The organism is Streptomyces sp. NPDC006207 (assembly GCF_040613835.1).
Classification (GTDB): domain Bacteria; phylum Actinomycetota; class Actinomycetes; order Streptomycetales; family Streptomycetaceae; genus Actinacidiphila.
In genome coordinates this window covers 14,393-27,306 of the sequence record NZ_JBEXSX010000095.1, presented here as the reverse complement: position 1 = coordinate 27,306, position 12,914 = coordinate 14,393, and the positions used below count along the sequence as shown (strand labels likewise).

The following is a 12,914-nucleotide window of genomic DNA, read 5'->3' as shown; positions in this document are numbered from 1 at the left end:
CACCAAACACCCCCCCCCGGCGGGGGGGGGCCGGCGGCCCCCGGCCCCCCAACCCCGCCCCGCCCCCCCCCCCGCCCGGGGCCCCCCCCCGCGGGGGGGGGGCCCCCCCCCCCCCCCCCCCACAACCCGGATCTACCTGGCCGCTTCGTACAATGTGGTCGTGAGCAACCCGCGCCCCGAGAACGACGAGCCCCTTTCCGACCCGCTGGCCGCGATGGGTCTGGGCGGCGACGAGGACGAAGCCGACATCGACCCCGGCCGCGAGGCCGACCTGGCGGTGATCGAGGCGGGCAGCCGTACCCTCCGGGCCGGAGGACCGGTGCCGCAGGACGACGGCGTCCCGGCCCGCCCCGCCGACCCGGAGGTCGACAAGGCCCTCCGCGAGGTCGAGGCGGAGCTGGCCGGCCGCTGGCCGGAGACGAAGCTGGAGCCGTCCCTGGACCGGATGACCGCGCTGATGGACATCCTGGGCGAGCCGCAGCGCTCCTACCCCTCGATCCACATCACCGGCACCAACGGCAAGACCAGCACCGCCCGCATGATCGAGCAGCTGCTGCTCGCCTTCGACCTGCGCACCGGCCGCTACACCAGCCCGCACGTGCAGTCCGTCACCGAGCGGATCAGCCTCGACGGCCGTCCCATCGCGCCGGAGAGCTTCATCGAGACGTACCGCGACCTCGAGCCGTACGTGCAGATGGTGGACGCCTCGCAGCCGTACCGGATGTCGTTCTTCGAGGTGCTGACCGGCATGGCGTACGCCGCCTTCGCCGACGCCCCGGTGGACGTGGCCGTCGTCGAGGTCGGCATGGGCGGCAGCTGGGACGCGACCAACGTGGTGGACGGCACGGTCGCCGTCGTGACCCCGATCGACCTGGACCACACCGACCGCCTGGGCGAGACGGCCGGCGAGATCGCGGTGGAGAAGAGCGGGATCGTCAAGAAGGACGCCACCGCCGTGCTGGCCCAGCAGCCCGTGGAGGCGGCCCAGGTGCTGCTGAAGCGGGCCGTCGAGGTGGACGCGACGGTCGCCCGGGAGGGCATGGAGTTCGGCGTCACGCACCGCGAGGTGGCCGTCGGCGGGCAGATGCTGACCCTGCGCGGTCTGGGCGGGGAGTACGAGCAGGTCTTCCTGCCGCTGCACGGTGAGCACCAGGCCCACAACGCGGCGGTGGCGCTCGCCGCGGTGGAGGCCTTCTTCGGCATCGGCACCCTGCACGCCCGCACCCTGGACGTCGACACCGTCCGCACCGCCTTCGCGGGCGTCACCTCGCCGGGCCGGCTGGAGGTCGTGCGCCGCAGCCCCGCCGTGGTGCTGGACGCGGCGCACAACCCGGCGGGGGCCCGGGCGGCGGCCGCCGCGCTGGGTGAGGCCTTCGGTTTCACCCACCTGGTGGGCGTGGTCGGGCCGAGCGGCGACAAGGACGTACGGGGGTTGCTGGAGGCCTTCGAGCCGGTCTTCACCGAGGTCGTGGTGACCCAGAACTCCACCCACCGCGCCATGGACGTGGACGAGCTGGCCGCGCTCGCGGTCGAGGTCTTCGGCGACGAGCGTGTGCAGGTCGAGCCGCGGCTGGACGACGCGATCGAGGCGGCCGTGACGCTCGCCGAGGATCAGGGGGAGTACTCCGGCGCCGGGGTGCTGATCACCGGTTCGGTGATCACCGTGGGAGAGGCCCGGCTGCTGCTGGGCCGGAAGTGACGAGCGGGAAGCGGAACCAAGCGGATGCGGACCCTGTGCGCGAGCACCCTGATCGGTGAGTTCTTCGTGATCGGCTTCGCCGGTCTGGTGGCGATGAAGCAGCCGGAGCTGACGGCCGGCACGGTATGGACGGTCAGCGGCATCGCCATGGCCCTGTGCGTGCTGCTGTGCGGCATGCTCGGGCGCCGCGGCGGGCTGGCCGTCGGCTGGCTGCTGCAGGCCGGGCTGATCGTGAGCGGCTTCGCCGTCCCGGTGATGTTCTTCCTCGGCGCGGTCTTCGCCGCCCTGTGGTGGGCCGCCGTCCACTTCGGCCGGAAGGTCGACGAGGCCAAGGCGGCGCGGGCCGCGCAGCCGGCCTGATCGCACGCCTCGTGCCCCGGACCCAGGGGGTGCCGTGGGCCGTGGGGATCCCCGGTAATGTCGTCGTACCCGCACCCCGCACATAGGAGTCACACCGTGTCCCAGCGCACCCTCGTCCTTCTCAAGCCGGACGCCGTACGTCGCGGCCTGGTCGGCGAGATCCTCGGCCGCATCGAGCGCAAGGCGGGCTGGAGCATCACCGCGCTGGAACTGCGCACGCTCGACCGCGCGATCCTCGAACAGCACTACGCCGAGCACGTCGGCCGTCCCTTCTACGAGCCGCTGGTGGAGTTCATGGCCTCCGGCCCTGCCGTCGCCCTCGTCGTCGAGGGCGAGCGGGTCATCGAGGGACTGCGCACGCTGGCCGGCCCGACCGACCCGATCGCCGCCGACCCCGGTTCGATCCGCGGCGACTTCGGCACGATCGTCCGGGAGAACCTGATCCACGCCTCGGACTCCGAGGAGTCCGCCGAGCGCGAGATCAAGATCTTCTTCCCCGGCCTGGCCTGATCCTCCGCGACGATTCGCCCCGAATTCACTGCTGACGCCCGATCAGCTCAACGGGCGGCCGGAAATTTCCCGGCCGCCCGCAGGCATATGCCGGGGGTTCGGGGGAACCAATTCCGCCGACACGGCGTCACCATTGCAGAGGACAGCTGTGTGTTCTGATGACAATGGCGGCGGAACCCTGACCCCGTGCCCTGTCGGGCGCGACTACCATGGAATCTCCGCACCTCCGGCTCAGCGCACAGCAGCGCATCCGCCGTGCTCACCCCCACATCGCTCCAGCTCGGGAAGGCCAGACGTATCCTCATGGCGAACAACATGTCGTTCATCGGCCGTGACATGGCTGTCGACCTCGGCACCGCCAACACGCTGGTGTACGTCAGGGGTCGCGGGATCGTCCTCAACGAGCCATCCGTCGTCGCCATCAACACCAATACGGGCGGCATCCTGGCGGTCGGCTCCGAAGCGAAGAAGATGATCGGCCGGACCCCCGGCAACATCGTCGCGGTCCGTCCTCTCAAGGACGGGGTGATCGCGGACTTCGAGATCACCGAGCGCATGCTGCGCTACTTCATCCTCAAGATCCACAAGCGCCGTTACCTTGCGCGCCCCCGCGTCGTGGTCTGCGTGCCCTCCGGCATCACCGGCGTCGAGCGCCGCGCCGTCATCGAGGCGGCCACCCAGGCCGGCGCGCGCCAGGTGCACATCATCGAGGAGCCCATGGCCGCCGCGATCGGCGCCGGGCTCCCGGTCCACGAGGCGACCGGCAACATGGTCGTCGACATCGGCGGCGGCACCACCGAGGTCGCCGTCATCTCGCTCGGCGGCATCGTCACCGCGCAGTCCATCCGGGTGGCGGGCGACGAGCTGGACAACGCGATCATCCAGCACATCAAGAAGGAGTACAGCCTCCTGCTGGGCGAGCGCACCGCGGAATCGATCAAGCTCACCATCGGCTCGGCCTTCGCGGTCGAGAACGAGGAGCACACCGAGATCCGCGGCCGCGACCTGGTCTCCGGCCTGCCCAAGACGGTGGTCATCTCCGCAGCCGAGGTGCGCAAGGCGATCGAGGAGCCGGTCAACGCCATCGTCGACGCGGTCAAGACGACCCTCGACAAGTGCCCGCCCGAGCTGTCCGGCGACATCATGGACCGCGGCATCGTCCTGGCCGGCGGCGGTGCGATGCTGCGCGGCCTGGACGAACGGCTGCGCCACGAGACCGGCATGCCGATCCATATCGCCGAGTCCCCGCTGGACTGCGTGGCCCTCGGCGCCGGCAAGTGCGTCGAGGAGTTCGAGGCGCTGCAGCAGGTCCTGGACGCGCAGCCGCGCAGATGAGTCCTCACGATCCGTCGTACGGGTGAAGTCCCGCCCGTACGCCGGATCGTTCTACCTCCCGGCACGGCCCATCGGGCCCACGGGCTCACACGCTCTGACGAGGAAGGCACGGACTGGCCCCCGTGAGGGACACACGAGAGAGCCGGCTTCTGCTGGTACTGCTGGTGGCGATCGCTTTCGCGCTGATCACCGTCGACATCCGCGGCGGTGAGGACTCACCGCTCGACGGCGCCCGGTCCGCCGCGGCCGCCGTCTTCGGCCCCGTCGAGGACGGGGTCGCGGCCGCGGTCGACCCGGTGGACAACGCGGTGGACGCGGTACGCGACTCCGGCGACCGCAGCAGCCGCATCAGCGAACTGGAGCGGGAGAACGCCGAGCTGAAGCAGCAGCTCGGCAGCAAGGACGTCACGCGCGAGCGGGCCCGCGAACTCGACAAGCTGCTCAAGCTCGCCGGAGCCGGTCAGTACCGGGTCAAGGGCGCGCAGGTCATCGCGATAGGAGCCGCCCAGGGCTTCTCCTGGACGGTCACCATCGACTCCGGCGCCAACGACGGCATCCAGCGCGACATGACGGTCGTCAACGGTGACGGCCTGGTCGGCCGGGTCACCACCGTCGGCCCCTCCACCTCGACCGTCCTGCTCGCCTGCGACCCGGACTTCACGGTCGGCACCCGGCTGGAGAAGTCCTCGGAGCTCGGCTTCGCCACCGGCCAGGGCAACCGGCCGATGCGGGTGCAGCTCCTCAACGGCAAGGCCCACGTGAAGAAGGGCTCCCGGCTGGTCACCTTCGGCTCGCAGGCGGACAAGCCCTTCGTCCCCGGCGTGCCGGTCGGCACGGTCGCCAAGGTCGACCCCGCGGGCGGCGGCCTCACCCGCACGGTCGAGGTCACCCCGTTCGTCGGCTTCACCAAGCTCGACATCGTCGGCGTCGTCGTCCAGGGCCCGCGCAAGGACCCGCGTGACGCGGTGCTGCCCGCCGGGCCGAAGCCGGTCCCGACGGTCACCGTCACGGCGACGCCCAGTGTGAGCCCCTCTCAGTCCTCGCTCTACGGACAGGAGGAGGTCCGATGAAGCGCGCGCTGCTCGCCACCGGCCTCGTCGTCGCCGGCATGGTCGTCCAGGTCTGCGTCCTGGCCCGCCTCCACCTGCCCGGCGCCGTCCCCGACCTGCTGCTGCTCGTCGTCCTCGGCCTCGCACTGACGTACGGCCACGTGGCCGGCTGCCTCATCGGCTTCGGCGCCGGCCTGCTCGCCGACCTCGCCCCGCCCGCCGACCACGCCGCCGGCCGCTACGCCCTGGTGCTGTGCGTCGTCGGCTACATCGCGGGCCTGGTCAAGCCCGACGGCGGTCAGCTGCGGTCGGCCACCCGGCCGATGCTGGTCGTGGTGGGCGCCGCCGTCGGCTCCACGGTGCTGTACGCGGCCGTGGGCGCCCTCGTGGGCGACACCGCGGCCCAGCACGTCGGCCTGGGCAAGCTGCTGTTCACCGCCGCCCTGTACGACCTGCTGCTCGCGCCGTTCACCGTGCCGTGGATCATGGCACTGGCCCGCCGGTACCAGGGCGACCCGCTCGGGGAGGACGCCTCCGGCCCCGGCTTCGGCGCACGCATCGGCGGCCAGCGTTCGAGCCTTCTGGGCAGGGTGGGGAGCGTCGCCAAGGGAGGGCGGCGCTTGTGAGCGACGCACGCGAGGCCGCCGGGCCGCGGCCGACGAGGAAGCGCGCGGTGTCGTGCCGAGCGGGCGGAGAAGCGGGAGTCGCGGCGTGAGCAACATCCCTGAGACGGGGCGGACGCCGCGGGTCACGATCCGGCTGGTGGTCCTGCAGATCCTCGTCCTGTCCCTGCTGTTCACCCTCGGCGGGCGGCTGTGGTTCCTGCAGATCCGCAACGGCCAGGAGTACACGGCGCAGGCCAACAGCAACAACGTCCAGGAGGTCGTCGCGCCCGCCGTCCGCGGGTCGATCCTGGACGACAAGGGCGTGGCGCTCGCCGACAACGAGACCCGGCTGGTGGTCTCCGCGAGCCGCACCGACCTGCTGAAGCAGAAGGACGACGGCAAGGCGGTGCTGACCCGGCTCGCCGACGTGCTGCACATGAAGCCGGAAGAGGTCCTGGGCAAGGTCCGGCTCTGCGACTCGCAGACCCCCAAGCCGTGCTGGAACGGCTCGCCGTACCAGCCGATCCCGATCACCGACGAGGCCACCACCCAGCAGGCGCTGCAGATCATGGAGCGCCGTGAGGACTTCCCCGGCATCACCGCCGAGCCCACCGCGGTGCGCCGCTACACCTCCCCCTTCGGGTCCAACACCTCCCAGGTCCTCGGCTACCTCTCGCCCGTCACGGACGACGAGCTGACCGCCGCGGAGAAGAAGGGCCAGTCCCTGCTGCGCTCGGACCAGATCGGCCGTTCGGGCCTGGAGCGCACCTACGACAGCGAGCTGCGCGGCAAGGCCGGCGTCACCCGCTACGAGGTGGACAACCTCGGCCGGGTCATCGGCAAGGCGGGCGAGACCGCCGCGGAGCCCGGCAGCCACCTGGTCACCAGCATCGACGCCCGCGTCCAGAGGGTCGCCGAGAAGGAGCTCGACGAGGCGATGAAGGTCGCCCGGAAGACCTTCGACAAGGTCACCGGCAGCCTCTACAAGGCGGACTCCGGCGCGGTCGTCGTCATGGACGTGCACACCGGCCAGGTCATCGCGATGGCCAGCGCGCCCACCTACGACCCGAACGTCTGGGTCGGCGGCATCTCCGCCAAGGACTACGCCAAGCTGACGGGCAAGAAGTCCAACTTCCCGCTGCTCAACAGGGCCATACAGGGTCAGTCGGCCCCCGGCTCGACCTTCAAGGCGATCTCCACCTCGGCCGCCGTGAAGGCCGGCTACGACATCAACGGGCGCTACCCCTGCCCGTCGTCGATGACCATCGGCGGCCGGGTCTTCAACAACTTCGAAGGGGAGAGCGCGGGCTCCATCACCCTCGCGCACGCCCTGGAGATCTCCTGCGACACCGTCTTCTACGGCCTGTCGTACGACCAGTGGCTGAAGGACGGCGGCACCAAGCCCAAGAAGCACCCCAAGGACTGGTTCTACAAGACCGCCAAGGAGTACGGCCTCGGCTCGGTGACCGGCATCGACCTGCCCTCCGAGGTGACCGGCCGGATCCCGGACCGGCAGTGGAAGCGGGACTACTACGAGGCCAACAAGAACTACTGGTGCAAGGTCGCCAAGAGCGACAAGCAGGACTACGCGAGCCAGATCGCGCGCGAGAACTGCGTCGACGGCTACGTGATGCGCGCCGGTGACTCGGTCAACTACGCCATCGGCCAGGGCGACACGCTCGTCACCCCGATCCAGATGGCCAACATCTACTCGGCCATCTCCAACGGCGGCACGCTCTACCAGCCCACCATCGGCAAGGCGATCATCAGCGCCGACGGCAAGAAGGTCACCCGGATCAAGCCGAAGGTGAACGGGCACGCGCCGGCCACCAAGAACACGCTGAAGTACATCAACGAGGCCCTGGAGGGCGTCGTCACGCACGGTACGGCCGCGTGGCGGTTCGGCGGCTGGCCGCAGGACAAGATCCCGCTGCACGCCAAGACCGGTACCGCGGAGGTCGCCGGCAAGCAGACCACGTCGTGGTTCACGACGTACAGCAAGGACTACGCGATCGTCATGACGATCTCCCAGGGTGGTACCGGTTCCGGTGGTTCCGGTCCGGCCGTCCGCAAGATCTACGAGGCGATGTACGGCGTCCAGGAGGACGGGTCGATCGACAACAAGAAGGCGCTGCTCCCGCACCCCTTGAGCAAGCTGCCGAAGATCGATTCCGACGGCACCATCAAGATCACCAAGGCCTCCTGGGCCGACGTGCCGCAGGTGCCCTCCGCGCCGCGGGACACGGCGCTGGCCGCCGCCGCGCTGCCCCCGGAGCGCACCGAGAAGCTCCTGCTGGGCAGGAGGTACTGGTCATGAGCGCGCACGGCTACGCGACGCGTCGCTTCACCCCGGAACGCGGCACCCTGGGCAAGCTCCTGGCCCGGGACTCGATACTGCGCCGGATGGACTGGCTGCTGCTCGGCGCCGCCCTCGCGCTGTCCCTGATCGGCACGGCGCTGGTGTTCTCCGCGACGCGCAACCGCACCGAGCTCACCCACGGGGACCCGTACTACTTCCTGCTGCGGCACATCCTCAACACCGCCATCGGCTTCGCCCTCGCCGCCGGCACGGTGGCGCTGGGCCACCGGCGGCTGCGGGGCGCGGTGCCGGTGCTCTACGCCATCTCGGTGCTGCTGGTGACCGCGGTCCTCACCCCGCTGGGGTCCACGGTCAACGGCGCGCACGCCTGGATCGTGCTGGGCGGCGGCTTCTCCCTGCAGCCGTCCGAGTTCACCAAGATCACCATCATCCTGGGCATGGCGATGATGCTGTCCGCCCGCGTCGACGCGGGCGACCGGCTCTTCCCCGACCACCGCACGGTCGCCCAGTCGCTCGGCTTCGCCATACTGCCGATGGCGATCGTCATGCTGATGCCCGACCTCGGCTCGGTCATGGTGATGGCGGTCATCGTGCTCGGCGTGCTGCTGGCCTCCGGCGCCTCCAACCGCTGGGTCCTCGGCCTGATCGCGGCGGGCGCCGGCGGCGCCATCGCGGTCTGGCAGCTCGGCGTCCTGGACCAGTACCAGATCGACCGCTTCGCCGCCTTCGCCAACCCCGCCCTCGACCCCGCGGGCGTCGGCTACAACACCAACCAGGCGCGCATCGCCATCGGCTCCGGCGGGCTGCTCGGCAAGGGCCTGTTCGACGGCAGCCAGACCACCGGGCAGTTCGTGCCCGAGCAGCAGACCGACTTCGTCTTCACCGTGGCGGGGGAGGAGCTCGGCTTCGTCGGGGCGGCCCTGATCATCGTGCTGCTGGGCGTGATCATGTGGCGCGGCTGCCGCGTCGCCCGGAACGCCACCGACCTGTACGGCACGATCATCGCGGCCGGCATCGTCGCCTGGTTCGCCTTCCAGTCCTTCGAGAACATCGGCATGACCCTCGGCATCATGCCCGTGGCGGGTCTGCCGCTGCCGTTCGTCTCGTACGGCGGATCGTCGATGTTCGCGGTCTGGATCGCCATCGGGCTGCTGCAGGCCATCCACATGAAGCGGCCCATGTCGGCCTGACCCCTTCCACCGGGTGAACGCACCATTGCGGCCGGGCGAACCCGCGATTAGGTTCCTGACATGGGGAAGCGTGTCGCGGAGACCGAGCGCAAGTACGAGGCCGCCGAGCAGACCGGTGATCCCGATCTCGAAGGTCTGCCCGGGGTCGCGGCGGTGCGCGTCCTGGAACCGGCCGAGCTGGACGCCGTCTACGTCGACACCTCCGACCTGCGGCTGGCCACCCACAAGATCACGCTGCGGCGCCGCACCGGCGGCGACGACGCCGGCTGGCACCTGAAACTGCCGAGCTCACAGGCCGACACCCGCACCGAGGTGCACGCGCCGCTCGGCAAGCAGGGCCGCAAGGGCGGCCCCAGGGTCCCCAAGTCGCTGCTCGCCGAGGTCGCCGCGATCGTCCGCGACCGCGAGCTCGTCCCGGTCGTCCGGCTGCGCAACACCCGCAAGCGGGTGCACCTCGTCGACGCCGGGGGCGCACCCCTCGTGGAGATCGCCCACGACCACGTCCGGGCCACCCTCCTCGACCACGGCGACGGTTCGGAGACCGCCTGGACCGAGGTCGAGACCGAACTCATCGACGGCGACACCGCCCTCCTCGACGCCGTCGAGAAGCGGCTCCGTGCGGCGGGCCTGCGGCGCTCGAAGTCCCCCTCGAAGCTCGCCCGCGCCCTCGGAAAGCGCCTGGCCGACGCACCCGGGCCGCCGCAGCCGCCGCCCTCCACCGACACCGCCGGGGACGTCGCCCTGGCCTACGTGCACCAGCAGGTCGCCGCGATCACCGGCTGGGACCCGGAGGTCCGCCGCGACGAACCGGACTCCGTCCACCAGATGCGGGTCTCCACCCGGCGGCTGCGCAGCGCCTTCAAGTCCTTCCGCCGCGAACTCGACCGCGAGGCGACCGACCCCGTCGGCGACGAGCTGAAGTGGCTCGCCGGGGTGCTGGGCCTGGAACGCGACCGCGAGGTCCTCGCCGAGCGCCTCCGCGACCGCGAGGCCGAACTGCCGGAGGAACTCGTGACGGAGGTCCTCACCGCGCGCATCGGCGGCGACGCCCCCGTCCACGAGGGCGCCCGCAAGGAACTCCTGCGCGAACTCGGCGGCAGGCGCTACTTCCGGCTCCTGGACACCCTGGAGTCACTGCTCGCCGACCCGCCCCTGCTCGACGCGGCCGCGGCCCCGGCGACCGACGCCGTCCCCAAGGCCGTGCGCCGCGACCACCGACGGCTGCGCACCCGTGTCGAGTCGGCCCTGGAGATGGAACCAGGCCACGAGCGCGACCTCGTCCTCCACGACGCCCGCAAGGCCGCCAAGCGGGCCCGCTACAGCAGTGAGGCGGCCCAGGCCGTCCCGGCGCTGCGCAAGCCCGCCAAGAAGCACACCAAGCGCATGAAGGCCGTCCAGCAGCTCCTCGGCGAGCACCAGGACAGCGTCATCTGCCGCGACGCCGTCCTCCGCCTCACCTCGGACGCCCGCGAGGCCGGCGAGGACACCTTCGCCTACGGCGTGCTCTACCAGCTCGAACGCGACCGCGCCGCCGCCGCCGAGCGGCAGCTCCCGCAGGAGTGGCCCCGGGCCGACCGCGGCACGCTGGCCGGCTGAGCCGGGCCCGGGACGGCCACCACCGCGCCGCCGCGTCCCGGAGCGCCCGGGCCGGGCGCCGCGCGGACGCGGCCTGGAAGCCCTCTGTGACGCGTTACGCTGAATGGTCACCCTTGCCAGCTCACGAAAGACACCTCTGATGCCTGTCGAGTCGGTCTTCCCCCAGCTCGAGGCCCTGCTGCCGCATGTGCAGAAGCCGATCCAGTACGTCGGCGGGGAACTGAACTCCACCGTCAAGCCCTGGGACGAGTGCGACGTCCGTTGGTCCCTGATGTACCCGGACGCCTACGAGGTCGGGCTGCCCAACCAGGGCGTCATGATCCTCTACGAGGTGCTGAACGAGCGCGAGGGGGTCCTCGCCGAGCGCACCTACAGCGTGTGGCCGGACCTCGAGGCGCTGATGCGCGAACACGGCGTGCCGCAGTTCACCGTGGACGCCCACCGCCCGGTCAGGGCCTTCGACGTCTTCGGCCTCAGCTTCTCCACGGAGCTCGGTTACACCAACATGCTCACGGCCCTGGACCTCGCGGGCATCCCGCTGGAGGCCCGGGACCGGACCGAGGACGACCCGATCGTGCTCGCCGGCGGCCACGCGGCCTTCAACCCGGAGCCCATCGCGGACTTCCTGGACGCCGCCGTGATCGGCGACGGCGAGCAGGCCGTCCTGGAGATCACCGACGTGATCCGCGCCTGGAAGGCCGAGGGGCGCCCCGGCGGCCGCGACGAGCTGCTGTTCCGGCTGGCCCGCACCGGCGGGGTGTACGTGCCGAAGTTCTACGACGTGGAGTACCTGGCCGACGGCCGGATCGCCCGCGTCGTCCCCAACCGCTCCGGCGTGCCGTGGCGGGTGTCCAAGCACACCGTCATGGACCTCGACGAGTGGCCGTACCCCAAGCAGCCGCTGGTCCCGCTCGCGGAGACGGTCCACGAGCGCATGTCCGTGGAGATCTTCCGCGGCTGCACCCGCGGCTGCCGCTTCTGCCAGGCCGGCATGATCACCCGCCCGGTGCGGGAGCGCAGCATCACCGGCATCGGCGAGATGGTCGACAAGGGCCTGAAGGCCACCGGATTCGAGGAGGTCGGCCTGCTGTCGCTCTCCTCCGCCGACCACACCGAGATCGCCGAGGTGGCCAAGGGCCTCGCCGACCGGTACGAGGAGGACAAGATCGGCCTGTCCCTCCCCTCCACCCGCGTCGACGCCTTCAACATCGACCTGGCCAACGAGCTGACCCGCAACGGCCGCCGGTCCGGTCTCACCTTCGCCCCCGAGGGCGGCTCCGAGCGCATCCGCAAGGTCATCAACAAGATGGTCTCGGAGGAGGACCTGATCCGCACCGTCGCCACCGCCTACGGCAACGGCTGGCGCCAGGTGAAGCTGTACTTCATGTGCGGGCTGCCCACCGAGACCGACGAGGACGTCCTGCAGATCGCCGACATGGCGAAGAACGTCATCCAGAAGGGCCGCGAGGTCACCGGCCAGAACGACATCCGCTGCACCGTGTCGATCGGCGGGTTCGTGCCCAAGCCGCACACCCCGTTCCAGTGGGCCCCGCAGCTCGGCGTCGAGGAGACCGACGCCCGCCTGGAGAAGCTGCGCGACGCCATCCGCGGCGACCGCAAGTACGGCCGCAACATCGGCTTCCGCTACCACGACGGCAAGCCCGGCATCATCGAGGGCCTGCTCTCCCGCGGCGACCGCCGCGTCGGCGCCGTCATCCGCGCCGTCTACGAGGACGGCGGCCGCTTCGACGGCTGGCGCGAGCACTTCTCCTACGACCGCTGGGCCCGCATGTGCGAGAAGGCGCTCCCGGAGCAGGGGGTCGACCTCGACTGGTACACCACCCGGGAGCGCACCTACGAGGAGGTCCTGCCCTGGGACCACCTGGACTCCGGCCTGGACAAGGACTGGCTCTGGGAGGACTGGCAGGACGCCCTCGACGAGACCGAGGTCGACGACTGCCGCTGGACGCCGTGCTTCGATTGCGGGGTGTGTCCCCAGATGGACACCCACATCCAGATCGGCCCGACGGGGAAGAAGCTGCTTCCCCTCACGGTGGTCAATTCCTGATCACGTTTGCCCCAGGCCCCGCCGCCGTCCCCTGCCCGGGGCCGGCGGCGGGGCCTCGGAGTTCTTCGTTCCGGTGGGGTCCGGGCGCGGCGTGACGCCCACCTCATGCCCGCCGGTGGGCTCTGGCCATGGGATACCCTTTTTGTAGCCTGCATTCATGGGAGAGACGGTTCCCGTGCACC

The 12,914-nt window shown here is 70.9% G+C and carries 10 protein-coding genes; all 10 read left to right on the top strand.

The features are described from left to right. Positions 1-214: 214 nt before the first annotated feature. Positions 215-1,699 carry a bifunctional tetrahydrofolate synthase/dihydrofolate synthase gene (gene folC / locus ABZ312_RS41980; protein WP_500439980.1) on the top strand — a complete coding sequence of 495 codons (1,485 nt, stop codon included), beginning with the start codon at positions 215-217 and terminating at the stop codon, positions 1,697-1,699. A gap of 24 nt (positions 1,700-1,723) precedes the next feature. Further along, positions 1,724-2,059 (top strand): DUF4233 domain-containing protein, encoded by a 336-nt coding sequence (locus tag ABZ312_RS41975; protein WP_499511878.1) that lies wholly within the window; start codon positions 1,724-1,726, stop codon positions 2,057-2,059. 96 nt (positions 2,060-2,155) lie between these two features. Beyond that, positions 2,156-2,569, top strand: coding sequence for a nucleoside-diphosphate kinase (ndk, locus tag ABZ312_RS41970; RefSeq protein WP_500322933.1), 414 nt, complete (start codon positions 2,156-2,158; stop codon positions 2,567-2,569). A gap of 315 nt (positions 2,570-2,884) precedes the next feature. After that, positions 2,885-3,904, top strand: coding sequence for a rod shape-determining protein (locus ABZ312_RS41965; RefSeq protein WP_499516833.1), 1,020 nt, complete (start codon positions 2,885-2,887; stop codon positions 3,902-3,904). 122 nt (positions 3,905-4,026) lie between these two features. Then, positions 4,027-4,974 (top strand): rod shape-determining protein MreC, encoded by a 948-nt coding sequence (gene mreC / locus ABZ312_RS41960; protein ID WP_500322934.1) that lies wholly within the window; start codon positions 4,027-4,029, stop codon positions 4,972-4,974. Then, positions 4,971-5,579, top strand: a complete 609-nt coding sequence (mreD, locus tag ABZ312_RS41955; RefSeq protein ID WP_500322935.1) for a rod shape-determining protein MreD — start codon at positions 4,971-4,973, stop codon at positions 5,577-5,579. The genes mreC and mreD overlap by 4 nt, the downstream gene beginning before the upstream one ends. Before the next feature lie 85 nt (positions 5,580-5,664). After that, positions 5,665-7,875, top strand: coding sequence for a penicillin-binding protein 2 (gene mrdA / locus ABZ312_RS41950; protein ID WP_500322936.1), 2,211 nt, complete (start codon positions 5,665-5,667; stop codon positions 7,873-7,875). Beyond that, positions 7,872-9,068, top strand: a complete 1,197-nt coding sequence (gene rodA / locus ABZ312_RS41945) for a rod shape-determining protein RodA (RefSeq protein WP_500322937.1) — start codon at positions 7,872-7,874, stop codon at positions 9,066-9,068. The genes mrdA and rodA overlap by 4 nt, the downstream gene beginning before the upstream one ends. Before the next feature lie 60 nt (positions 9,069-9,128). Then, entirely contained in the window at positions 9,129-10,664 is a 1,536-nt protein-coding gene (locus tag ABZ312_RS41940; RefSeq protein ID WP_500439979.1) for a CYTH and CHAD domain-containing protein, read from the top strand. A 139-nt stretch (positions 10,665-10,803) separates the two neighbouring features. After that, entirely contained in the window at positions 10,804-12,732 is a 1,929-nt protein-coding gene (locus tag ABZ312_RS41935; RefSeq protein ID WP_500322939.1) for a TIGR03960 family B12-binding radical SAM protein, read from the top strand. Positions 12,733-12,914 lie beyond the last annotated feature (182 nt).

What these genes read in the sequence shown, in the direction of transcription:
- folC (WP_500439980.1), top strand. Translation starts at nt 215, where the DNA reads ATGGGTCTGGGCGGCGACGAGGACGAAGCCGACATCGACCCCGGCCGC.
- ABZ312_RS41975 (WP_499511878.1), top strand. Translation starts at nt 1,724, where the DNA reads ATGCGGACCCTGTGCGCGAGCACCCTGATCGGTGAGTTCTTCGTGATC.
- ABZ312_RS41965 (WP_499516833.1), top strand. Translation starts at nt 2,885, where the DNA reads ATGTCGTTCATCGGCCGTGACATGGCTGTCGACCTCGGCACCGCCAAC.
- mreD (WP_500322935.1), top strand. Translation starts at nt 4,971, where the DNA reads ATGAAGCGCGCGCTGCTCGCCACCGGCCTCGTCGTCGCCGGCATGGTC.
- rodA (WP_500322937.1), top strand. Translation starts at nt 7,872, where the DNA reads ATGAGCGCGCACGGCTACGCGACGCGTCGCTTCACCCCGGAACGCGGC.
- ABZ312_RS41940 (WP_500439979.1), top strand. Translation starts at nt 9,129, where the DNA reads ATGGGGAAGCGTGTCGCGGAGACCGAGCGCAAGTACGAGGCCGCCGAG.
- ABZ312_RS41935 (WP_500322939.1), top strand. Translation starts at nt 10,804, where the DNA reads ATGCCTGTCGAGTCGGTCTTCCCCCAGCTCGAGGCCCTGCTGCCGCAT.